This window comes from Cupriavidus sp. 2SB (assembly GCF_005503625.1).
Lineage (GTDB): Bacteria > Pseudomonadota > Gammaproteobacteria > Burkholderiales > Burkholderiaceae > Cupriavidus.
In genome coordinates this window covers 1-20,954 of the sequence record NZ_SCMX01000006.1, presented here as the reverse complement: position 1 = coordinate 20,954, position 20,954 = coordinate 1, and the positions used below count along the sequence as shown (strand labels likewise).

Here is a 20,954-nt window from a genome sequence, read left to right as displayed (position 1 = left end):
GCGTGGCTCACAGGTTGCCGGCTGCAAGCTGCTCGCGCAGCTTCGCCTTGAGAATCTTGCCGGACGGTGCGGCGGGCAGTTGCGTCACGATGCGCACTTCGGCGGGCATCTTGTACGGCGAGAGACGCTCGCGCAGGAAGGCGCGCAGCGCGGCCTCGTCGAGCGTCATGCCGCCGCGTACCTCGACGAACGCGATGACTTCCTCGTTTCCCTCGATCGCCCGGCCTACCACTGCCGATTGCAGCACGGCGGGGAATGCGTTCAGCGATTGCTCGACTTCCTCGGGATACACGTTGAAGCCCGAGTGAATGATGATTTCCTTCGAGCGGCCCACGATGGACACCGCACCATCGGCGTCGATTCGTGCGAGGTCGCCGGTATGCAGCCAGCCATCGGTATCGATGGTCTGCGCGGTCAGGTCGGGGCGCTTGTAGTAGCCCTTCATCACGTTCGGGCCGCGCACCAGCAACTCGCCGCTGCCATCGGGCAGGGGCGAGCCGAGCATGATCTCCACGTCGGGCACGGCCGCGCCCACGGAGCAATCGCTACGCGGCGTCTCCACGCGCGTCTGGCAGACCGTCGGCGATGTCTCCGTCATGCCATAGCCGTTGTGCAACACGATGCCGAATGCCTCTTCGAAGGCCGCCTTCAGCGTGGCCGTCAGCGGTGCGCCGCCGGACTGCGCCATCCGCAGCGCGGGCGTGCGCAGGGACTGGCCGTTGGCACGGCTCCACTCGATGACCTTGGCGTACATGGCGGGCACGCCGTGTAGCACCGTCAGTTGTTGATCCACGAGTGCCCGAGCGAGCTTCTCGGGACGGAAGCGCGGCTCGTAATACACCGTGGCGCCGTTCGACACCGGGCCGACCAGCAACACCGACAAGCCATACACATGCGAGATCGGCAGCACGCCGTAGACGCGGTCGCCGGGTGCCACGCGCGACTGCAGCCGGTTGGAATGGCCGATGAACATCAGGTTGGCATGCGTCAGCATCACAGCCTTCGACGCGCCCGTAGTGCCCGTGGTGTAGATCATCGCCGCCACCTGCTGGCGTGGGTCGGCCTCCACCGGCTCCGTGACCGCCGCGTCATCGACGGCGCTGACCAGCAGGCGTCCGACATGGGTCCACTCGGTCCACTGCGCACCACGGGCGAGGCCATGCTCGCGCGCTTCGGGGAAATCGTTGTCGAGATAGAGCGTCACCCGCGCGCCGGCGTGCTCGACGATGTTGGCGATTTCACGCGCCGAGAGCCGCGCGTTGACGGGTACGGACCACGCGTCGATGGCGCTGAGCGCGAGCAGCAGCACGGCGCATCCCACGCTGTTCTCGGTCACCAGCACCACGCGATCGCCGCCCCGCACGCCGAGTTGCGTCAGGGTCTGGGCGGTCTCGCGGACGGCTTCATCAAGTTCCGCATAGCGCAACGCGCGGTGTGCGTCCATCACGGCAATGCGGTCGGGATGGCTGGCCACCCATGGCGCCATGGTCTGGTGCAGGCGAGCGAATGCTGGCTGGAAGGGGGGGTGCGATACAGGAATGGCGGACGCCGGGCCAGACTGGCCCGCCGGTGCGGCGGTACTGCTCATGTTGTCTCCAGGCAAGGCTCCGGCGTGAGTCCGCCGGTATTCGATGTGGTGCATCGTCCCATCCCGATCCTGCGGGCGTCAACCGCGTGGCGGAATGATGGTTCTGCCTGACGGAATCAACTGGCAAGTTTTGTGCGAATATCGCCGTCCTGTGTCTATCGCCAGGCACGCTCGGATGGTCGGCAGTTTGTGGGAAATCGCGACATGTCTGCCAATGTCTGCTCATCCCAAACCCTACTCGTCACATAACGCGGCAGACATCGGAGATGGGAACGATTATCATGTGCGTTACTTTTTGAGACATCGTAGAAACATGAAGCAGGGGATTACGGTCGCATACCGCGCAGGCATTGCCTCGCGCGCCATCGCGGCCATTCTGGGCGGCTATGGCGTTGCGGCGCTGGCTACCGGCTGCCTGTCGCTGGTGCTGGCGCAGTGGGTGGGCATGGCGCGGGCCGAGGCTGTGGTGACCGCCACGCTGTTGTCGTTCCTCTGGTTTGCGCTGGCCGTGATCTGGGTGTTTGCCGCCGATTCGGCGCTGCGTGCGTGGATCGGTCTGGCAATTCCTGCTGCGGTCCTGGCATTGGGCTGGTTTGCCCTGGGTGGTGCGTGATGACTGAACTCAGAAAAGGTCAGGGGCTGCGCCAGGCCATGGCGTGGCTCCATACGTGGTCCGGCCTGCTGGTCTGCTGGTTCCTGTTCCTCGTGTTCTGCGGCGGCACGGCCAGCTATTACCGCGACGAGATTTCGGTGTGGATGAAGCCGGAACTGCATGCGTCGCTGAACAGCAAGGTGTCCGAGGTGGATGCCGCGCAGCGCGCCTACACCTTCCTGCAGCGCGAGGCGCCCAATGCGGAGCGCTGGTTTATTTCGTTGCCCGACGAGCGTAATCCCACGATCTCGCTGTTCTGGCTCCGCAAGCCGACCGCCGAGGACAAGGGCAAGAACAACCGCGCACGGCTTGAAACCCGAACGCTCGACCCGGCCACCGGCGAGCCGATTGCCGGTGCGCGCGACACCCGCGGCGGCGATTTCCTGTATCGGCTGCACTTCGACCTGCACTACATGCCGGCGATATGGGCGCGCTGGATCATCGGCTTCTGCACGATGTTCATGCTGGTGGCCATCATCAGCGGCGTGATCACGCACCGGCGCATCTTTGCCGATTTCTTTACGTTCCGCGCCAGGAAGGGACAGCGCTCCTGGCTCGACGCGCACAATGCCGTGGCCGTGCTGGCACTGCCGTTCCACTTGATGATCACCTACACGGGCCTGGTCACGCTGATGCTCTTGTACATGCCGTGGGGGATCCAGTCGGTGTACAAGGGCGACGAGCGCGCGTTCAACACCGAACTGGCCGCCCGTGCGCCGCGTAACCTGAAGGCGTCGAAGGACAGCGCGCCACTGGCGCCTATCGCGCCGATGATGGCGCAGGCCAATGCGCGCTGGAACGATAGCGGCATCCAGCGCATCACCGTCGAACAGCCCAACAACGCCAGCGCCACCGTGGCGCTCACGCGCCGCGATGAACGCAGCATGCGGACCACGCCGCCATCGATGGTCTTCACCGGACCCACCGGCGAGTTGAAGGCGACGCTGGGCGAGGAAATGGCCGGTGCCAGCGCCACCCGCTTCACGATGGTGGGCCTGCATGTGGCGCACTTCGCGCCAACATTGCTGCGCGTGCTGTTCTTCCTGTCCGGCATCGCCGGCACGCTGATGGTTGCCACGGGTGCCGTGATGTGGGCCGTCAAGACACGACAGCACCATGCCAAGCGCATCGCCGCCACGGGACGCACGCCGTTCGGCCTGCGGCTGGTGGAGGCCCTGAACCTGGGTGCGATTGCCGGTCTGCCGATCGCCTTCGCCACGTATTTCTGGGCCAATCGCCTGCTGCCCGTGGATATCCCGCAACGCTCGGCCGCAGAGATCCAGGCATTCTTCGCCGCCTGGGCGGCCGCTGCGGTGCTTGCGCAGATTCGTCCGACGCGCGGCATGTGGCGCGTGCAGCTATGGATCGGTGCGGCGCTGTTTGCCGGGCTGCCTGTGCTCAATGCCTTCACCACGTCCACGCACCTCGGCGTTACGCTGTTCCACGGCCCGGCTGTGGTGGCGGGCTTCGACCTGACCGTGCTCGCGCTGGGTATTGGCTTGGGAAGTGCCGCGTGGCTCGTCGGAAAACGCAAGGCGCCGCGCAAGGCTGCGGCCCCGAAAACGGCCAAGGCCACCCCGAGCAACGTGAAGGGTATCGAGGTGCCGCAATGAGCGATGTCGGGATGCTGCCGATCGGGCCTGCCTGCGTGGCCGGCCTGGGGTTCGCCGTCGCCGGTTTCACGTGGCTGGCGACCGCAATGGATCGCCATCACGCGGACATGTTCGGACGCGGCACGTCGCCGGAACCGGCACGCGCCAGGCGCCTGCGCTGGCAGGGGGCGTTTGCCCTGGCCCTGGCACTTGCGGCTTGCGTGCTGGCCGAGGGCTGGGCGTTTGGCGTGGTGTATTGGGGCGGGCTTCTCACGCTGGGTGCATTGACCGTGGCGGGAACGTTCTCCTGGGCACCGCACGCGTCGCCACGCGTGGCGCGGACGGCGGTGATCGTCGGGGTTCTCGCAACAACGCTATCGCCCTTGCTGGCGCCAGTCCACGGCTAGTCTTCGCCATCTGTCGGATGGTCTTCGAGCAACGCCACCAGAGCGTTGCCTTCATTTTCTGGAATCGGGTTAAGCCTGCCCGCGCGGAGGGATTGCGCGGCGCAAAAATTATTCTTTTGGGAGTGTCACCTTGTCTTTCACGAACCAATCGCGAGCGTCCGTCTCGCGTACCCCGTTGCGTCACCTTGTCACCGCACTGGCTGCTGCCGGCCTGCTGCCGACGCTTGCCTTCGCACAGGAGGCAGCCGCCGATGCGGCGGCGCAGAATCCCGTTACCACGTTGCCGGCCGTGACTGTGAAGGGCGCAGCGTCTCCCGACCAGTTGCCCGAGGCGTATGCCGGCGGACAAGTGGCACGGGGCGGTCGTCTCGGCGTGCTCGGCAACCAGGATTTCATGGACGTGCCATTCAGCATCACGTCGTACACCTCCCAGCAGATCCAGAACCAGCAGGCCCGTACGCTCGGTGGCGTGCTCGCTGACGATCCCGCCGTGCGTGTGACCTCAGGCTTTGGCAATTTCTCCGAAGCCTTCGTCGTGCGCGGCTTCACGCTGAATGGCGACGACATCGGTTACAACGGCCTGTACGGTATTGCCCCGCGCCAGTTGGCCTCGACCGAAGGCCTGGAGCGCGTGGAAGTGTTCCGTGGCGCCAATGCGTTCCTGAATGGCGTATCGCCTTCGGGCTCGACGGTGGGTGGTTCCATCAACCTGGTGCCGAAGTACGCGCTGGCCGCGCCGATCACGCAAGGCACGATCGACTACACCAGCGACGGCCAGGCCGGTGGACACATCGATGTGGGCCGCCGTTTCGGCGACAAGAAGCAGTTTGGGGTGCGCGTCAATGCGATGGCGCGTGGCGGCGATACGGCGGTGGACAACGAGAGCCGCCAGCAGCGCCTGTTCACGCTGGGCCTCGACTACCAGGGCGACAAGTTCCGCGTGAACGCGGACTTCGGTTACCAGAAACAGTCGGTGTTCCAGGGTCGCAGCACTGTCACGCTCGCCAACACCGCGACGGCGCTGCCGGCGGTGCCGTCCTCCACCACGAACTGGGCTCAGGAGTGGACGAACTCGAAGCTGGAAGATACCTATGGGACGATCCGCGCCGAGTACGACATCGCGAAGGACTGGACGACATACGCCGCCTTCGGTGCTCACCACACCAACGAGTTCGGCAGCTACAGCGGCGCCACCGTGGGCAACAACGGTTTCGGTACGGCTACGCGCCTCACCGTCCCGTACAAGCAGGACACCGTCACGGGCGAAGTGGGTGTGCGCGGCAAGTTCGCCACGGGTCCGGTCAAGCATACGGTCAACCTGAGCTGGTCGGGCTTGAAGCAGGAGAAGGCCACGGCGTTCGCGTTCTCTGGTTCGTTCCCGACGAACCTCTATAACGCGCCGTCCGTTGCCTATCCGGCCGCGCCGATCACCGGCAACTTCGACGATCCGTACACCACGGCGCGCGTGAACCTGAACGGCGTCTCGTTCTCCGATACGATGGGCTTCTTCAACGATCGCGTGCTGCTGACCGCTGGCCTGCGCCACCAGGTGATCAACGTGCGTGGCTACGCTACCGGTACGGGCGCGCAGACGTCGACGTACAGCGACCAGGCCACCTCCCCGATGTTCGGTCTGGTGGTGAAGCCGCTGCAGAACGTGTCGGTGTACTACAACTACATCGAAGGTCTGGCGCAGGGTCCGACGGCAGGCAATACCGCCATCAACCGGGGCGAGATCTTTGCGCCGGTCAAGTCGCGCCAGCATGAGGCGGGTGTGAAGTACGACGCGGGCAAGTTCGGCACCACGCTGGCAATCTTCCAGATCGAGCAGCCCCAGGGCACCACGGCCAACAACGTGTTCTTCCTGCAGGACCTGCGCAATCGCGGCGTGGAACTGAGCGTGTTCGGCGAGCCGTTGCGCGGCTTCCGTCTGCTGGGTGGCGTGTCGTACATCGATTCGAAGTACCAGAACACTGGCAATCCGCTGACCGAAGGCAAGAACGGCATCGGCGTGCCTAACTACACGCTGACGCTGAGCGGCGAGTATGACCTGCCGTTCCTGGCTGGCTCGACGGTCTCGGCGCGCTATATCCAGACTGGCCGTCAGGCCGCGAATGCGACGAACTCGATCAGCCTGCCGTCGTGGAACCGCTTCGACCTGGGTGCGCGCTACAGCTTCAAGGCTGCGCAAATGCGCTACACGGTGCGTGCGGCCGTGGAGAATATCGCCGACAAGGACTACTGGGCAGGTGTTTCCACCTCGGCCAGCACGCTCTACATGGGCGCGCCGCGTACCTTCAAGCTCTCGATGACGGTCGACTACTGATCATTGATCGGCAGTTGCAGCCATTTGCTCCGTGCGCAGCCAGTCGCGCGGAGACTGGCCCACCCGGGCCAGGAACACACGTGAGAGGGCCGATGGGTTGGCATAGCCCAGTTCGTCGGCCAGCAGTTTCAGCGGTGTGCCTTCGCGCAGCCGCGACTGCGCCAGGCTGACGCGCCAGTCGGTCAGGTAGTCGGCCGGTGTCTGGCCGACGACATTGCGAAACGCCTCGGCGAACGCGCTGCGCGACATGCCCGCGCAGGCCGCCATCTGCTCCAGATTCCAGCTTTCTCCCGGTGCCTCGTGCATCGCCACCAGTGCGCGCGCGAGCCGTGCATCGGACAGCCCCGTGATCAATCCGGGCTGCACGCCGGCTGCGTCGGGATGATCGAGCATCCATCGCAGTAGCTGAATCAGCACCACTTCGAACAGCCGATCCGCCAGCAGCCGCTGGCCACAGCGCACGCGCTCGGTCTCGGCGAACAGCAGTGACAGGGCAGGGCCCAACCCTTCGACTTGCGCCAGTGGCAGCACGATCAGCGGCGGCAACGCGCGTGCCAGCGGATTGCGCACGCCGCCCGCGAATTCGAGGGTGGCGCAGGCAAACTGCGAACCCTCGGCGGGCGGATTGTGGAAGGTGTGGATGGCCGGGCGCGGATAGAACAGCAGCGATAGCTCGCGGATCGACAACTCCCTCGGCAGTCCCTTTGTGCGATGCGTGACAGTCATCTCGCCGTCGCGCATGACGTGCAGGAAACCGCGCGCCGGCTCGTTGAAGCGCGAAATGCCGCACAGCGGGCCGCTATGGAACAGGTGCGCGTGGATGCGGAAGCGCTCCAACAACGCCGAGAGCCGGTCGATGGGAGCGAGAACGGGAGTGGTGAGGCTTGCCATGGCGTCTGGACGAATGGGTATGTTTGCTGGACGGATAGTATCCCAACGTGCGGCGGTAGCGGCCATAGTGGAACCCAAGGACAGCGACACACCAGTCCGAACGTAACGAACCCACCACGCATCCGCATCAGGAGTCCATCATGACCGCACGTATCCCCGTACCCGACACGCAATCGGCCCCCGCTGGCAGCCAGGCCGCCCTTGCTCAGATCCACGGCGCTTTCGGCGTCGTTCCCAAGATGTTCCGCGCCGTATCCAATTCGCCGGCCGCGCTGCAATCGATGTGGGGCGCCTTCGGTGCGCTCGGCGGCGGCGTCATTCCCGCGGCGCTGGGCGAGCAGATCGCCGTGGCAGTGGCCGACCGCAACCGCTGCGAGTATTGCCTGGCCGCGCACACGGCGCTAGGCCGCAAGGCGGGCGCCAGCGCCGAGCAGATGGCCGCCGCCCAGCGTGGCGAATCGACCGATCCGAAGACCGCCGCGGCACTGGCGTTCGCCCTGCAACTGGTGGAGTCGCGCGGACAGAGCAGCGATGCCGATATCGCCCGTCTGCGGGAAGTCGGTTTCAATGACGAGGAAATCGTCGAGATCGTTGCCCATGTTGCGCTGAACCTGTTCACCAACTACATCAACGTGGCATTCGCCGTGCCGGTGGATTTTCCGGCGGTGAAGCTCAATCCGCGTTAATTCCGGTCTGACGCAGATGTAAAAAAAGCCGCTCCTCGGAGCGGCTTTTGTCCCATGGTGCGACGCCTCAGGCGTGGATCACCGAGGGAGTGAACTGCTTGCCGGTCAGGCTGGCCACGGCAACGGCCACGGCTTGCTCACGCGCGCCATCGGCAGCCGGGGAGGGCATGAAGCGCTCCGGTTCCTCACGGGCCAGACGTTGCAGGTGGCGCAGCTTGGCCTTCAGGCCCGGCTCGACGCGCGAATCGGGGGTGACCGTGGACGGGCAGGCCACACCCAGAATGTCGAGCGCCTGTCGGAAGTTGTCGACCGTCAGCCCTTCGGCCGGGTCCACGCAGACCAGGCGGGCGCGCTGCTCCGCACTGAACGACGCGGCCGGTGCCGTGGACAGGATCACCCAGGCGCCCGGCATGGCGTGCTGGGCAGACCATGCGCCGATTTCCGCAGCGTGGCCGCCATGCACGGCCGGCGTCATGCCTTCCACCTGAAGGTCCAGTTGCTGGAAGATCGCGGCAGGCGTGCCGCGTCGCCATGCGTCGGAGACCACCACCCGGGCGCCAGCAATACCGAACAGCCGGCGCAGGAAACCCAGGGCGATGGGATCGAAAAACCTGACATCCCGAAGAGTCCCCGTGTTCGGCGTACCGCCCAGACGGGCAGCGGAGCGGTCCGAGTACAGGACACCGGGTACGTCCAGCATGATGAGGCGTTCAGACATGATTCGTGGTCACTCGTGATGGGATGGGTCTAGCGTATCTGGCTTTTTGCCGAGAAAGCGGCCACAAAATGTGCATAAGTGCAACAGTTGTGTAACTTGCTCGGTTCACTCGTAAATGCCGGTTACCCCGTTCCCGTATTTGTTTCCTGCGGACACAACTGCCGCACCAGGCTTGGGATTGCAGCCCGAAACGGCTTGCGGATGCTGACCCAATGATCGCCTCAACGGGCCGTCGGGCCAGCCGGTTGACAGGAATTTGAAAGGAAATGTACGGCAATCGGTCGCGGCCGCAACATGGGTGACATTAGCGGCGGCGCAGCAATTGCATTTCGAAATGCTCGAAGGCGTATTGGCAGGGAATGCCGCAGAACAAGTCCGTCGCGCCAACCGGTTTCTCGCAGGCGTGGCAGGTGCCGCAGGGCTTGAGGCGGGGTGCCCAGTCGCGTCCGGCGTGATCGAAGTCTTCCTCGAATGACGAATCGTCCTGGGCGGCCTTGCGGAGCATGCGTCGTTCCTGCCTTTTCGCAACTTGCGCGTCTGCGTTGATGGGTCGGGGCCGACTGCGCCAAGGGCAGTGGCACCGGCATCCATGCTAGCGCGGCCACCTTCATCGGCAAATCGGATCAACACTATTTACGGCAATACGCGGGCAGCCTGAAGCCGCGCCTTCTCTGACGGCAAGGTGCGCGGCCCCGGGCGGCATTGCGGCGATGCGGCAATATCGTTGGCGGACAGCTTCAGAACTGGAAGCGTGCCACATCGCTTTCGAGCGCCGCAGCCTGCAGGTCCAGCCGTGCTGCCTGGCCAGTCACGCTATCCACGAGCCGTGCGTTGTCGGCGCTGGTCTGTTCCAGACGGGCCAGCGCCTCGGTTACCGTGCGGATGCCGGCGGCCTGCTCGCTGGCCAGGTTGCCAAGCTCAGAGGCCAGCGTATGACTGTGGTGCACGGCGGAATCGATGCCGGACATTGCAGTTTCCACGTGCGTGCTCAGTTCCGCCCCGCGTGCAATCTCGCGCGCGGCGGCGCCGATGATGGTGTTGATTTCCCGCGCGGCCGTGGCGCTGCGTTGCGCCAGCGCGCGCACTTCCTGCGCCACCACGGCAAAGCCTCGTCCGGCTTCGCCAGCGCGCGCCGCTTCCACGGCAGCGTTGAGCGCGAGGATATTGGTCTGGAACGCAATGCTCTCGATCACGGCGACGATGTCCGAGATATTGCGCGACTGGGCGTGGACGTTGGCCATGGCTTCGCTCATATCCCGTACGGCAGCCATGCCGGTGCCGGTGGCCAGCCGCGCACGGCTTGCCATGTCGCTCGACTCCTGCGCCTGCTGGTGAGCCTGCTGGACCAGTGCGGTGAGCCGCGTCACGTTGGCGGCGGCATCGGCCAGCGCAGCGGCCTGCGTACCGGTACGCGTGGCAAGTTCCTCGTTGCCCTGCGTGATGCCGTGGCTGGCGTCGGAGATTTCATGCGCGCATTGCTGGATACGGGCCAGTACGCCGGCCAGCTCCTCGCGCATGCCTGCCAGGAAAAACAGCAGGCTGCTGCGGTCGTGGCTGCGCAGCGCGACGTGCGCGGTCAGGTCGCCACCGGCGATACTGTTCGCCACGGCTGCGGCATCGCGTGGTTCGCCACCCAGCTCGCGCGTCAGGCTGCGTGCGGCGATCCAGGCCAGCCACGCGGCGGCCAGCAGGCTGGTCATCAGCAGGCCGGCCATGACCCATTGCGCGCGCGTCTGCGCGGCGGCCACGCCGGCCACCGTGTCGGCTGCCTGCTGGGCGAGCGCGGTCCGCGTGGTTTCGATCAGCGCGCCGAGCTTCTGCAGTTGCTGGCCCAGGAAATGGCTTTCGATGGAGACCGAGGCATCGAACTGCAAGGCATCGAGCGGCTGCTTGCGCATGAGATCGACATACTTGTCCGTCAGTTCGCCCGCAGCGGCGCGTTCCGTCTGCAACGCCTGCGCTTGCTGGGGCGCGGCGGTACGCACGCCGTCCACGGCGGTAGCCAGATTTTTCATGGCGGCGGCAATATCGTTGGTCGCCGTATCCCGCTCCGCGCTCGATGTGGCCAGCGTCAACGCCAGTTGCGCGCGTCCCAGCGTGGCGAGCGAGGCTTGCGCGCGCTCGGCGGAAATGGCCCCGCGCATATCGCGCTGGTAGAGCGTGTCGGTGTCCTGCTTGAGTTCGATGAGGTTGACGATGCCGGTCAGGCCGACGATGGCACCGAATGCGTAGATGAGGGCGAACGCGGCGGAAAGCCGCAGGACCAGCGGCAGTCTTGCCAATCCCTGCCACACGGATTGGCCGCGCCGGGCGGGCAGCCCGATCTTGATGGCTTGCAACACGAAAAACACTCCTCCGGGGCAATGCCCCGCCATGCCATGACCCATGCGCAGCAGCTTCCGGGTCTCTCGATGTCTGGCAAGGAACCAGGGAACCCGTGACGCCGCGGCGCGGTGTGATGGTCCGCGACGCATGTGACGTTGGCGTGACGCTGCGTCATTGGAGGAGGGATGTCTGAGGGGCGCTACATCGCGTTGCCGATGCAGCGCCCTGACGCATGGCTCAGTAGTGGAGGGCCAGCGAATCGTGCTCGCGATGCGCGGTGAGTTCTTCGCGCGCCGCGTGGTCGAGCACATCGAGCCGGTAGCCCTGTGCATAGACCACGGAAACGGTAACGCCGTTCTCGGGGCAAAGATTCAGGGTCCGCCGCATGCGAGACACCAGCCCGGCCAGCGCGCGGGAGTCTCCCGGCAGGTCGTGGCCCCAGATCGTATTCTCGATGCGCTGGCTGGCCAGGATACGGCCGGCATTGGCGAACATCAGCATGGCGAGGTCGAACTCCTTGGGTGTCATCGGTATCCGTACGCCGTGCAGCGTGGCATAACGGCCGGGACTGTTCAGCTCGTAGCCGCCCGCGCGCAGGGGCAGGGGCGTCCGCAGCCGGGTATCCACCACGCGACGGCGCAATGCGCTGAGCCGAGCCAGCAGCACGCGGGCGCTGAGCGGACGGACCACGTAGTCGTCAGCGCCGGCATCGAGCGCCTCCACGACGTCGTCGTCGCTGCCCTGTCCGGCGATCAGCACGATGGGCACGTCGCGGTTGCGCACGGCACGCACAGCGCGGATGACATCGATGGCGGAGATATCGGGCAGTTCACGGTCGATCAGGAGCATGTCGTAATTGTCGTGCCCCAGGCCGTGGATCAGGTCGCGGCCGGCCTGAAAGTAACTGCACTGGAACCCGGCAATGGAGAGCAATTCCTGCATGGGATGGAGGGGGGAGGCGCTGCTGCCCAGCAGCGCAATGTTGGCACGCTCATTCATACGGCACTATCGATCCTGCAAAACACATTAAAAGGACAAAACGTTGGTGGCAGCGTATCGACGAGGGAGCGCTGCAACAATCGCGGATTCCTTAAAAAGGCTTCAGTGGCGTCACAGGTGTCGCGGCTTGCGGCGAGGCACGCTGGCCTGCGGCGTCTAATCCGATGTTTTGTATGGGTTTACGGGTGGCGGCTGCTTATCCACAGAACTTGTGGATAACCACGCCCGAACGGGTGTCGACCCGCCGTCCGCATGCGGAACCCATCGGCGTGATTAAAAAATGGGCAACTCCGGCCTGTACCATGGTGTGGATGCGCGCATGTGACGTGCCATGCCAGAATAGGGCCCTCTGGGTCAGGGAAGCCTCCGGGCTGCCAGTTGCCGATGCTGAGTCCAAGCGTGATTGCCGTGATCGTGGTCGCCTTCCACACCGTGGGAGTCGTGGCGGCCCTGCACGCCGTCATGACGGTGCGTACCGCGCCGGGCGCCATCGCGTGGGCGGGATCGCTGGTGATGATGCCGTACCTGACACTGGTGCCTTACCTGATCTTTGGGCGCAGCCGGTTCGCCGGTTACGTCAACGCCCGACGTTTCAACAACGACCGCCTGCGCGAGATCGGCCAGGGCATGACCGCACACGAGCGCGAGGCGCTCAGGGCCAGCGTGGTGGACTTGCCCGCGCAGGCATGCATGCGGGCACTGCCGGCCCTCACCGGCATTCCGTGCATGGGCAACAACGATGTGCGATTGCTGATCAACGGCGATGCCACGTTCGACGCGATCTTCGCGGCCATCGACGCCGCGAAGGAGCAGGTGCTCGTGCAGTTTTTCATCGTGCATGACGACGAGCTTGGCCGTGCGTTGCAGCGTCGATTGTGCGAGCGGGCCCAGGCCGGTGTCAGGGTCTATTTCCTCTACGACAGTATCGGATGCCATGCGCTGGGCCGCGAGTATGTTCGCGTGCTGCACGCGGCGGGCGTGCAGGCCCGGCCTTTTTCCACGCATCCCGGCTTTGTCAATCGTTTCCAGTTGAACTTCCGCAATCATCGGAAACTGGTCGTGGTGGATGGCGGACGCGCTTTCGTGGGCGGCCACAACGTTGGCAACGAGTACCTTGGCAAACGTTCGCCGCTGTCTCCATGGCGCGACACCCATATCGAAATCCGTGGTCCTGCGGTGCTGACACTGCAGATGGCGTTTGCCGAAGACTGGTACTGGGCTGCGAAGGAGGTGCCGTACCTGATGATGCCGCCGGACCCCAAGGTGGGCCAGGGGGAGGGGGGCGGGATGACGGTCCAGGTGGTGCCGTCCGGTCCGGCCGATGCGCAGGAAACCTGCTCGCTGTTCTTCGTCGAAGCGATCCGGTCGGCCAGACACCGGTTGTGGGTGACATCGCCGTACTTCGTGCCCGATGAGGCTGTGTTCGCGATGCTGAGGCTCGCCGTGCTGCGCGGCGTGGACGTGCGCATCCTGATTCCGTCCCGGCCCGACCACCTCGTGGTCTACGGCGCTTCCACGATATATGCCTACCAGGCCATCCTTGCCGGCGTGAAGGTCTATCGCTACGAGCCGGGCTTCCTGCACCAGAAGGTGGTGCTGATCGACGATATTGCGGCTGCGGTGGGCACGGCCAATCTGGACAACCGCTCGTTCCGGCTGAATTTCGAATTGATGATCATGACGGCGGATTCCGCCTTTGCCGCAGATGTGGAAAAGATGCTGGAGGCCGATTTCGCGCATGCGCGAGAGATCGATACCAGCGACTTTCTTGCATCCCCAGCCGTGTTGCGCGTGGCCATGCACGTGGCCAAGCTGTTTGCACCGATTCTCTGACGCGCCGCACGGCGCGTGCTGCGCCGCATCGGGCACTGGCACTATTTGTGTACACTGTCTACTATTAATGCCAACAAGATGGACGCTGTCCACATGAGGGGAAGCATGAACTGCGCAGCCGCCAGCATTCCGCCGTCGCGAACCACTTATCGGCATGGCGACCTGCGCCGTGCGCTGCTGGAAGCGGGCGTGGACCTGGCACGGCACGGTGGTCCCGATGCCATCGTGTTGCGCGAGGCCACGCGCCGCGCCGGCGTGGTGCCCAACGCCGCTTATCGCCACTTCGCCAATCGACAGGACCTGTTGCAGGCGGTACGCGCCTCGGCACTGTCGAGCCTGGCCATGGCCATGGAAGCTGAACTTGCCGCCATTCCGCCCGATGCATCTGCCGTGGAGCGTGCACGGGGCAGCCTGCGCGCCGTGGGCACCGGGTACCTGCGCTTTGCACTGTCCGAAACCGGACTGTTCCGGACCGCTTTCTCGGTGCCGGACGAGGTGGAGAACGATACCGATCCGGACAAGGCCGGCAACAGCGGCATGAATCCATTCGAATTGCTTGGTGCGTCGCTGGACCGTTGGGTCGATGCCGGAATCCTCCCGGCTGCGCGCCGCCCCGGCGCCGAATACATCGCCTGGGCGGCTGTGCACGGCCTGGCCATCATGCTGATCGACGGGCCATTACGCGAGGGCGCGAACGAGAACGCCGCCAAGTTCGGCCCACGCCTGCTGGAAATGGTGGAGAAAGGGCTGCTGGCCGTGTGAAGGAAAGGGAGCGAAAAAACGGGAGCGAAAAGTAGGGAGCGAAAAAAAGATGCCACGCGCGGGGAGCAACGTGGCATTGGAATCAGGAGTTGCAGGGGAAGGGTTCCCCGCAATCCATCTCGGATGCCCGTATGGCATGGGCGAAGTGGAGTCTATTAAGACGATTCTGAGAAAAAAATCGGAAAACCCTTAAATGAGGACTTCTTTCGCAGATACCTGTCTAACGTTTGCGGAGCGCCACGTGTGTGGTCCGCCAACGAGGGGAGCGGGACATGCGAGGCATGCGAGGAAGGATGCCGGGGATCGGAAAGGGCCTAGTGTTTTCGCTCGCCGCCCTGCTGGCGGGATGCGTGGCCTACCCTGGTTACGACGTGGCCCCCGGATATGGCTATGGCAGCTATTCGGGTTACGCGGGATATTCGGGATCTTCGGGATACACCGGGTATGGGGGATATGCGGGGTCGTCGAGCTACTACTATGGCGGCTACCCGTACGGCTATCCCTACGCCTATTACGGCGCGCCCATCTACGGCAGTGTATGGATCGGCAGCGGTTGCTGCGGATATCGGGGCTACTACGGCTACCGGGGCTATGGGTATCGCGGCTACTACGGTTATCGCGGTGGATACTACGGTGGATATGGCGGGGGCTATCGCGGCGGCTACCACGGTGGGTATCGCGGCGGATATGTCGGAGGGTATCGCGGCGGGTACGGAGGCTCCCGTGGCGGCGGCCGGGGTCGGCGCTAGCCGCCCGGCACTACACAGGCGTCACGGCAATTGCCGCAGCTGGCCGATGACGGACATCAGCCGGCCATGCGCCACGGTGACTGACGCCTCATCCTGCAGGGCTTCCTGATAGCGCTTGCGAAACGCTTCGTCCCCGCGTTCGCTGAACATCTTCTGCGTGGCGCCCGCCACGGCGCGGCAGGTCTCATCATGGTGTTCATCGCCATCGAGTTCCTCGTCGATCTCGACGATCAGCCGTGACAGCGGATCGAGCCAGCGGAAAAATGCTTCCTCCGTGATGAGCTGAACAAACTGGCCTGCGGGAATCGGACCATGCAGCCGTTCGTACTGGCCGCGATCGTAGCCGATGACTTCCTTGTGCACCTCGAGCAGCGCCGCGCGCAAGGCACGTAGCCCCGAGCGGCGGGTTTCCTGGATGGCGAGGAACTGTTCGCTGGGCATGCCCATCTCCACTTTCCTGTTTACGGGCAGGCGCTGTCGAGCCATGGTGCGGCGTCCTCCCGTGGACGCCATTGGCCTGTCCCTTGTTATTGGACGCACACGTACACGCTCGACGGGATGCACGGTGCGCGAAGTCAGTATAGGCACCCAAGATGCCCCGATCTAGCGCATCCGCCTAGCGAAATACCCGTATTGCCGCTGCGCCGCATTCCGTATGGGCCAAGGTGGATGCCAGCGCGCGGGCGATGCGTATTGCGACGCAGCAGCGACGCACCGCGCCATGTTCCGTGCTTCAGGCATGCAATGGATCGGAAGTCAGCCGCATTCGCGCGCGCAATGGCAGGTGATCCGAGGCCAGTTTCGCCATCGCGCTTCGGTGGCTGGCCACCGCCAGCAGGTGCGCGCGTGGCGAGGTCCAGATGCGGTCGAGTGCCAGGAACGGCCAACGCGACGGGAATGTGGACACATGCGGCGTGCGCTCGAAATAGGCATGCAGCCAGCGCAGCGGACGGCCCCACAGGAACCACTCGTTGACATCGCCAAGCAGGATCGTCGGTTGCTCCGGCGCCTCGGCCAGCGCAGTGAGCAGACGTCGCACCTGCCAGCGCCGCTCGCTCGGCAGCAGCCCCAGGTGCGTGGCAATCACGCGCAGTGCAAAGGTGCCCGATTCGATCGCATTGCATTCAAGCTGGGCGTCGATGGCGCCGCGCGGTTCGCGCCGCCGCACACTGAGGTCGATGTGGCGCACGCTCAGGGGCCGATAGCGCGTGAGCAATGCGTTGCCGTAGTCGCCATCGTCGCGCACGAGTGTCGGGCCGGGAATCGCATGCAGGCCGGTACGTTGCGAGAGGAACTGCAGCATGTCGAAGCCGGTGCCCCGCGTCTCTACCTCCTGTAGCGCGATGAGGTCGGCGCGCAGTTCGCATAGCACGTCGCAGATGCGGTTTGGCACGAAATGCCCATCGGTGCCGACGCCGCCATGGATGTTGTAGCTCGCCACGGCGATATCGGCATGCAGCGCGCCGTTTGGCACATGGGGTGCGTTCACCGCGCGCCTCCCGTGGCGTGCATCCCGCCCATCGGCGGGTGGTTGCGTCGCTGACGCCGCCGTCGTAGACCCCACCAGATGGCTGCCGGGATCAGCAGGACCAGCGCCAGCAAGGCGAAGGTCATGACATTCGGATCGCGCGCCGCCGCCGCAATGCGATTCACCAGCGATGCCGATAGCACGATGCCCGGCGTGATGCCGATGGCCGTGCCGAGCAGGCAATCCCGCAGCCGGATGCGCGAGGCACCCACCACAAGGTTCACCAGCGTGAACGGCGCCACGGGCACAAGCCGCAGCACCACCATCGCCAGCAGGCCGTGCTGGCTCACCTGCTGGCTGATGCGGTTGAGCCGCTGGCCACCGAAGCGTTGCACGGCATTCCGGCCAAGCAGCCGTCCCGCCGTGCAGGTGGCGGCTGCGCTCATCACGGTGCCGGCCAGCGCCACCGCGCCTCCATACAGCGGCCCGAATACGACAATGGTGACCACGATCAGCACCGTGACCGGCATCATCATGAGCCCGCCCACTACGAAGATCGCCACCATCGCCAGCGGGGCCAGCGGCATCCGGCCGATGTCCTGCACAACGCCCAGCACGTAGCGGAAATCGGCCCATTCGCGCAGTGGCGTATAGCGCCACGCGAAGGCCACGCCAGCCACCACCAGCACCAGTGCCATCAGCACCGCCACGCGGTTTGCCACCTGCGGGCGAACCTCGTTGCTCACGAACTCGGCCATGATCTGGTCTGTGTCGATCGGCTCGATGGGGTCGAGCAGCGCGGCATCGGGCACGGCGGCGTCAACGTCTTCCGGCACCGTGGGCGTGAACGGCTGCAGCGTGCGGCCTTCAGGACGGTGCAGCATTGCCAGCGCCTGGTTCAGGCGTGGTTTGGCTTCCAGCGCCTGCGTCAGTTCTTCCGTGGTGACGGCGAGGTGTTCGCAGAGCAGGCGGTCGCGCATCGAGCGGATGGCAGCCGCGATGCGCGCGTCGCCGTTGGCTTCGATGGTCACGTTGCATTCGGTGTCGAGCCCGAACGAGCGGTTGCTCAGGTTGGCGGAACCGATAGTCAGCAGATGGTCGTCCACGGCCATCACCTTGCTGTGCACGTTCATGCAGGCGTCGCCAAGGTCCGGCACGTGCGGACAGTACAGCTGGAAACGGCCCTCGGGGTCGGCGTCGCGCAACTCGCGGCAGAGCCGGGCACGCAGCACGCCCATGCTCGCTTCTTCCAGCCAGCCGCTTTCGGTGCGGCGCGATACCAGCGCGATGTCGGGGCCATCCGGTTCGCGCAGCCGTGTCTCGAATGCCTCGGCGATCAGGCCCGAACTGAAGTACTGGTTTTCAAGGTAGATGTTTTCGCGCGCGGCAGCGATGGCATCCACGTAGAGCGCGCGGATCTCGTTGATGCCGGGTGCGTCGTCGCGTTGCGGGAAGGTGCGGCTGATGCCCACGCGCAGGTCCGTGACATCGGGGATGACTTGCTGCGGCCATCGGTCGGCGCCCTGCATCTGGCTGGCCTTCGGTGTGCGCGGATGGCGGCCCGTGGCGCAGAACCATCGGTCGGCGGCCAGATCGCCCAGCGCGGCGGCGGCGGCACCATCGACCACGCACTGCACGTCATGGAACGGCGGATACGGCTTGCCCTCGGGGTCCACGCGGCGCGGCTCGTTGGCCAGATGGTGATGCGAATCCCATCGCCGGATCGTCAGGTCGAGCCCGCCGCAGAACGCCAGTTGATTGTCGATGACCACTACCTTCTGGTGATGCGAGGCGCCAGCCGGGTGATTCCCGTCGAGGTGAAAGGACAGGCGCCGGTGGGTCTGCCAGTGTTGACGGGCCGAAGGCAGGAACTCCCGCTCCAGCGCGAACACCATCGCGAAATCCCAACTCAGCACGTATACGCGCAGTTTGCGGCGGCGTCGGCACAGCGCGTTCAGGAAGTCGCGCAATTCAGCCGGCAGGCCGTCGTTGGGGGCATCGGGCAGCAGCCGCATGCGGCTGTCGATATCCCATCCGAGGATGTAGACCGTGTGCTCGGCGCGCGTGAGGGCCTCGCGCAGCGCGCTGAAATAGGCGTCGCCGTCGACCAGCATCGCGAAGCGGTGGCAGGGCTCCACGCGCCAGCAATTGTGACCAGGGCGAAGCAGGGGGGCGTCGGCAGTGTTTGACATGGCGAAGGGTACGCCGCGCAATTTTCGTACCGAGGCGCCTGGCCGCGTCAGACCGTCCCGCAAGTGGTTTGCCCTGTGTGCTGCTTACTTGCCTTTGTAAATATTGCAGTCAGCGGGCCGCCGTACGCCAGGCGCCGGGAGGCATGCCGAAGCGGCGCGCGAAGGCTCGCGTAAATGTGGTTTGATCGGGGTAGCCCACGCCATGCGCGATATCGGCCAGCGGCATCGTGCCGGCCATGAGCCACTGCACGGCCTGATCGAGACGTAGGCGGGTCTGGTAGCCGTGGGGTGTGTCGCCGAAGGCTTCGCAGAACAGCGTGTGGAAACGGCGTGCGCCCCATCCCACATGCGCGGCGAGGGCATCCACGCGTAGCGGCGAGTCGAGGTGTGCCCGCAGATAGCGGTCGATGTCGGTGACGGGAAAGCGTGCCGCGTCAACAGGTGCATCGCGCAATCCGAGCATCGCGGACAGGCCGTTGGCCAGTCCTGTGGCCTGCTGCCACGCGTGCTGGTTCGATACGTTAGTGCCGCGATCTGCGTCCCGTGCCGTGGCCAGCGCCCGGACGCGCGTCGCGAAGTTGCCGTCCATGGAGAACGTACGTGGCCGCGCCATCAGCCGTGCGGGCAAGGCCACCGAACTCGCAGGGAAGTCGGCCACCAGTTGCAGGTTGTCCGTCAATCCGGCGCAGAGGTGATGGGCGTCAGCCGGAATGACCAGTCCCACTTCCGCATCCACGCGGTAGGCATGGCCTTCGATTTCGAGTTCGATCTGGCCATCCACGCCGAACAGCAACTGATGATAGTCGTGCGCGTGACCGAACGGCTGGCGCGGATAGCGGCGCGGCTCGACCAGCGGCGAGGCGTGTTCAACGAGCTTCGGCATGGCGCGCGTTGCCGCGAGTCTGGCACAGCCACACGCCGATGCCGGCCACGGCCATGCCGAGCCACTGCACCGGACCGAGCCGGTCGCCAAATAGCAGCGCGGCCTGTATGGCGGCAAGCGGCGGGGCGAGGAACATCAGCGCGGCGGCGTTCGCTGCTTGTCCGCGCCGGACCAGCCCGAGCAGCAGCCAGGTGCCGAGCCCAGAGAGCACCAGCGCGGCCCAGGCCAGGCTGATCCACAGCGTCGGGCCTGGCGTCCAGCGCAGCGCGCCGGACGTTTCCGATGTCACCGACGTGGCACCCACGACCACAGCAGCCACCAGCATCGCCCCGGCGTTTTGCCAGGCCGAACTGGCGCGGATATCCGCGCGCGCAATCGAGGTCTTCTGGAGCAGGGTGCCCATCGTGATGGAGAGTATCGCCAGCAGCCCGATCAACATGATCCAGGGCGACACCGCGTGCGGAGCGCCGGACTGCATTGCGGGCAAGACTACCAGACCCACCCCCAGCGCGCCCAGCGCGAGTCCGCGCCAGGTACGTGCCGAAGGCCGCTCGCCCAGCAGCGGAATGGCGAGCAGCGCGGTCAGCAGCGGCTGCAGCGCCCCCAGCAGCGCCATGATCGACGGCGACAACCCGTGCGCCACGGCGCCATATCCCGCGCAGAGGTAAATGCCCTGCATGAGCGCCCCCGCCAGCAGATGCCTCGGCACCTGTGCCAGCGGCGGCCACGCCACCTTCGCCGCCAGCGCCGTGGCAGTGAACAGCAGCGCTGCCAGTGCGAAGCGGGCCAGCAGGAACAGGCTGGTATCGGCCACGGGCACGACGGCCTTGCCGACGATGAAGCCAGTGGACCAGATCAGGACAAAGGCTACGACGGGCAGCCA

Annotated in this window: 19 protein-coding genes; 8 read left to right on the top strand and 11 right to left on the bottom strand. The window is 65.4% G+C overall.

Annotated features, from left to right (window positions below):
- Positions 1-7: 7 nt before the first annotated feature.
- Entirely contained in the window at positions 8-1,588 is a 1,581-nt protein-coding gene (locus FFS21_RS04185) for a class I adenylate-forming enzyme family protein (RefSeq protein ID WP_137923686.1), read from the bottom strand.
- A gap of 313 nt (positions 1,589-1,901) precedes the next feature.
- Here FFS21_RS04185 and FFS21_RS04180 point away from each other — a divergent pair, with 313 nt between their 5' ends.
- The 4 genes from FFS21_RS04180 (at position 1,902) to FFS21_RS04165 (ending at position 6,565) form a co-directional block, all read left to right on the top strand.
- The gene (locus FFS21_RS04180) at positions 1,902-2,201 is read left to right on the top strand and encodes a DUF3649 domain-containing protein (protein ID WP_137923685.1); all 300 of its coding nucleotides are present in this window, start codon (positions 1,902-1,904) and stop codon (positions 2,199-2,201) included.
- Positions 2,201-3,853, top strand: a complete 1,653-nt coding sequence (locus tag FFS21_RS04175; RefSeq protein WP_137923684.1) for a PepSY-associated TM helix domain-containing protein — start codon at positions 2,201-2,203, stop codon at positions 3,851-3,853. The genes FFS21_RS04180 and FFS21_RS04175 overlap by 1 nt, the downstream gene beginning before the upstream one ends.
- Positions 3,850-4,239 (top strand): DUF3325 domain-containing protein, encoded by a 390-nt coding sequence (locus FFS21_RS04170; protein WP_237380552.1) that lies wholly within the window; start codon positions 3,850-3,852, stop codon positions 4,237-4,239. Before FFS21_RS04175 ends, FFS21_RS04170 begins: the two co-directional genes overlap by 4 nt.
- Positions 4,240-4,369: 130 nt before the next feature.
- Entirely contained in the window at positions 4,370-6,565 is a 2,196-nt protein-coding gene (locus tag FFS21_RS04165; protein ID WP_249359124.1) for a TonB-dependent receptor, read from the top strand.
- On the opposite strand, the gene FFS21_RS04160 is transcribed toward FFS21_RS04165, so the two are convergent.
- A complete protein-coding gene (locus FFS21_RS04160) occupies positions 6,566-7,456 on the bottom strand; it encodes an AraC family transcriptional regulator (RefSeq protein WP_137923683.1) in 891 nt (296 codons plus the stop codon). It abuts the gene before it with no gap.
- Between the two features lie 140 nt (positions 7,457-7,596).
- Here FFS21_RS04160 and FFS21_RS04155 point away from each other — a divergent pair, with 140 nt between their 5' ends.
- The gene (locus tag FFS21_RS04155; RefSeq protein ID WP_137923682.1) at positions 7,597-8,142 is read left to right on the top strand and encodes a carboxymuconolactone decarboxylase family protein; all 546 of its coding nucleotides are present in this window, start codon (positions 7,597-7,599) and stop codon (positions 8,140-8,142) included.
- A gap of 67 nt (positions 8,143-8,209) precedes the next feature.
- On the opposite strand, the gene FFS21_RS04150 is transcribed toward FFS21_RS04155, so the two are convergent.
- The 4 genes from FFS21_RS04150 to FFS21_RS04135 all read right to left on the bottom strand — a co-directional run bounded on the left by FFS21_RS04150 (position 8,210) and on the right by FFS21_RS04135 (position 12,184).
- Entirely contained in the window at positions 8,210-8,860 is a 651-nt protein-coding gene (locus FFS21_RS04150; RefSeq protein ID WP_137923681.1) for an HAD domain-containing protein, read from the bottom strand.
- Positions 8,861-9,164: 304 nt separating this feature from the next.
- The gene (locus tag FFS21_RS04145) at positions 9,165-9,365 is read right to left on the bottom strand and encodes a hypothetical protein (protein ID WP_137923680.1); all 201 of its coding nucleotides are present in this window, start codon (positions 9,363-9,365) and stop codon (positions 9,165-9,167) included.
- Positions 9,366-9,597: 232 nt separating this feature from the next.
- On the bottom strand, positions 9,598-11,202 hold the full coding sequence (locus FFS21_RS04140) for a methyl-accepting chemotaxis protein (protein WP_212745210.1): 1,605 nt from the start codon (positions 11,200-11,202) through the stop codon (positions 9,598-9,600).
- A 220-nt stretch (positions 11,203-11,422) separates the two neighbouring features.
- The gene (locus tag FFS21_RS04135) at positions 11,423-12,184 is read right to left on the bottom strand and encodes a response regulator transcription factor (protein WP_137923679.1); all 762 of its coding nucleotides are present in this window, start codon (positions 12,182-12,184) and stop codon (positions 11,423-11,425) included.
- Between the two features lie 384 nt (positions 12,185-12,568).
- Between FFS21_RS04135 and cls the strand changes: the two genes are divergently transcribed.
- The 3 genes from cls to FFS21_RS04120 all read left to right on the top strand — a co-directional run bounded on the left by cls (position 12,569) and on the right by FFS21_RS04120 (position 15,528).
- Complete coding sequence (gene cls / locus FFS21_RS04130) at positions 12,569-14,017, top strand: cardiolipin synthase (RefSeq protein WP_137923678.1); 1,449 nt, start codon at positions 12,569-12,571, stop codon at positions 14,015-14,017.
- A 105-nt stretch (positions 14,018-14,122) separates the two neighbouring features.
- On the top strand, positions 14,123-14,779 hold the full coding sequence (locus FFS21_RS04125) for a TetR/AcrR family transcriptional regulator (protein WP_137923677.1): 657 nt from the start codon (positions 14,123-14,125) through the stop codon (positions 14,777-14,779).
- A 317-nt stretch (positions 14,780-15,096) separates the two neighbouring features.
- Positions 15,097-15,528: a hypothetical protein gene (locus FFS21_RS04120; RefSeq protein ID WP_249359122.1), complete on the top strand. Its 432-nt coding sequence runs from the start codon at positions 15,097-15,099 to the stop codon at positions 15,526-15,528.
- Positions 15,529-15,549: 21 nt separating this feature from the next.
- On the opposite strand, the gene FFS21_RS04115 is transcribed toward FFS21_RS04120, so the two are convergent.
- The 5 genes from FFS21_RS04115 to FFS21_RS04095 form a co-directional block, all read right to left on the bottom strand.
- Positions 15,550-15,975 carry a hypothetical protein gene (locus tag FFS21_RS04115; protein WP_137923675.1) on the bottom strand — a complete coding sequence of 142 codons (426 nt, stop codon included), beginning with the start codon at positions 15,973-15,975 and terminating at the stop codon, positions 15,550-15,552.
- Between the two features lie 286 nt (positions 15,976-16,261).
- Entirely contained in the window at positions 16,262-17,017 is a 756-nt protein-coding gene (locus FFS21_RS04110; RefSeq protein WP_249359119.1) for an endonuclease/exonuclease/phosphatase family protein, read from the bottom strand.
- A complete protein-coding gene (locus FFS21_RS04105; RefSeq protein ID WP_137923673.1) occupies positions 17,014-19,188 on the bottom strand; it encodes a VTT domain-containing protein in 2,175 nt (724 codons plus the stop codon). Before FFS21_RS04105 ends, FFS21_RS04110 begins: the two co-directional genes overlap by 4 nt.
- Before the next feature lie 109 nt (positions 19,189-19,297).
- Complete coding sequence (locus FFS21_RS04100) at positions 19,298-20,071, bottom strand: helix-turn-helix transcriptional regulator (RefSeq protein ID WP_137923672.1); 774 nt, start codon at positions 20,069-20,071, stop codon at positions 19,298-19,300.
- The coding region (locus FFS21_RS04095) for a DMT family transporter (protein WP_249359116.1) at positions 20,055-20,954 on the bottom strand (900 nt) is incomplete at its 5' end. The genes FFS21_RS04100 and FFS21_RS04095, both read right to left, overlap by 17 nt.

Excerpts from the sequence above, each read along its gene's own strand:
- FFS21_RS04185 (WP_137923686.1), bottom strand. The coding sequence starts at position 1,588 with ATGAGCAGTACCGCCGCACCGGCGGGCCAGTCTGGCCCGGCGTCCGCC.
- FFS21_RS04150 (WP_137923681.1), bottom strand. The coding sequence starts at position 8,860 with ATGTCTGAACGCCTCATCATGCTGGACGTACCCGGTGTCCTGTACTCG.
- FFS21_RS04105 (WP_137923673.1), bottom strand. The coding sequence starts at position 19,188 with ATGTCAAACACTGCCGACGCCCCCCTGCTTCGCCCTGGTCACAATTGC.
- FFS21_RS04180 (WP_137923685.1), top strand. The coding sequence starts at position 1,902 with ATGAAGCAGGGGATTACGGTCGCATACCGCGCAGGCATTGCCTCGCGC.
- cls (WP_137923678.1), top strand. The coding sequence starts at position 12,569 with ATGCTGAGTCCAAGCGTGATTGCCGTGATCGTGGTCGCCTTCCACACC.
- FFS21_RS04160 (WP_137923683.1), bottom strand. The coding sequence starts at position 7,456 with ATGGCAAGCCTCACCACTCCCGTTCTCGCTCCCATCGACCGGCTCTCG.
- FFS21_RS04115 (WP_137923675.1), bottom strand. The coding sequence starts at position 15,975 with ATGGGCATGCCCAGCGAACAGTTCCTCGCCATCCAGGAAACCCGCCGC.
- FFS21_RS04145 (WP_137923680.1), bottom strand. The coding sequence starts at position 9,365 with ATGCTCCGCAAGGCCGCCCAGGACGATTCGTCATTCGAGGAAGACTTC.
- FFS21_RS04100 (WP_137923672.1), bottom strand. The coding sequence starts at position 20,071 with ATGCCGAAGCTCGTTGAACACGCCTCGCCGCTGGTCGAGCCGCGCCGC.
- FFS21_RS04175 (WP_137923684.1), top strand. The coding sequence starts at position 2,201 with ATGACTGAACTCAGAAAAGGTCAGGGGCTGCGCCAGGCCATGGCGTGG.
- FFS21_RS04155 (WP_137923682.1), top strand. The coding sequence starts at position 7,597 with ATGACCGCACGTATCCCCGTACCCGACACGCAATCGGCCCCCGCTGGC.
- FFS21_RS04125 (WP_137923677.1), top strand. The coding sequence starts at position 14,123 with ATGAACTGCGCAGCCGCCAGCATTCCGCCGTCGCGAACCACTTATCGG.
- FFS21_RS04170 (WP_237380552.1), top strand. The coding sequence starts at position 3,850 with ATGAGCGATGTCGGGATGCTGCCGATCGGGCCTGCCTGCGTGGCCGGC.
- FFS21_RS04135 (WP_137923679.1), bottom strand. The coding sequence starts at position 12,184 with ATGAATGAGCGTGCCAACATTGCGCTGCTGGGCAGCAGCGCCTCCCCC.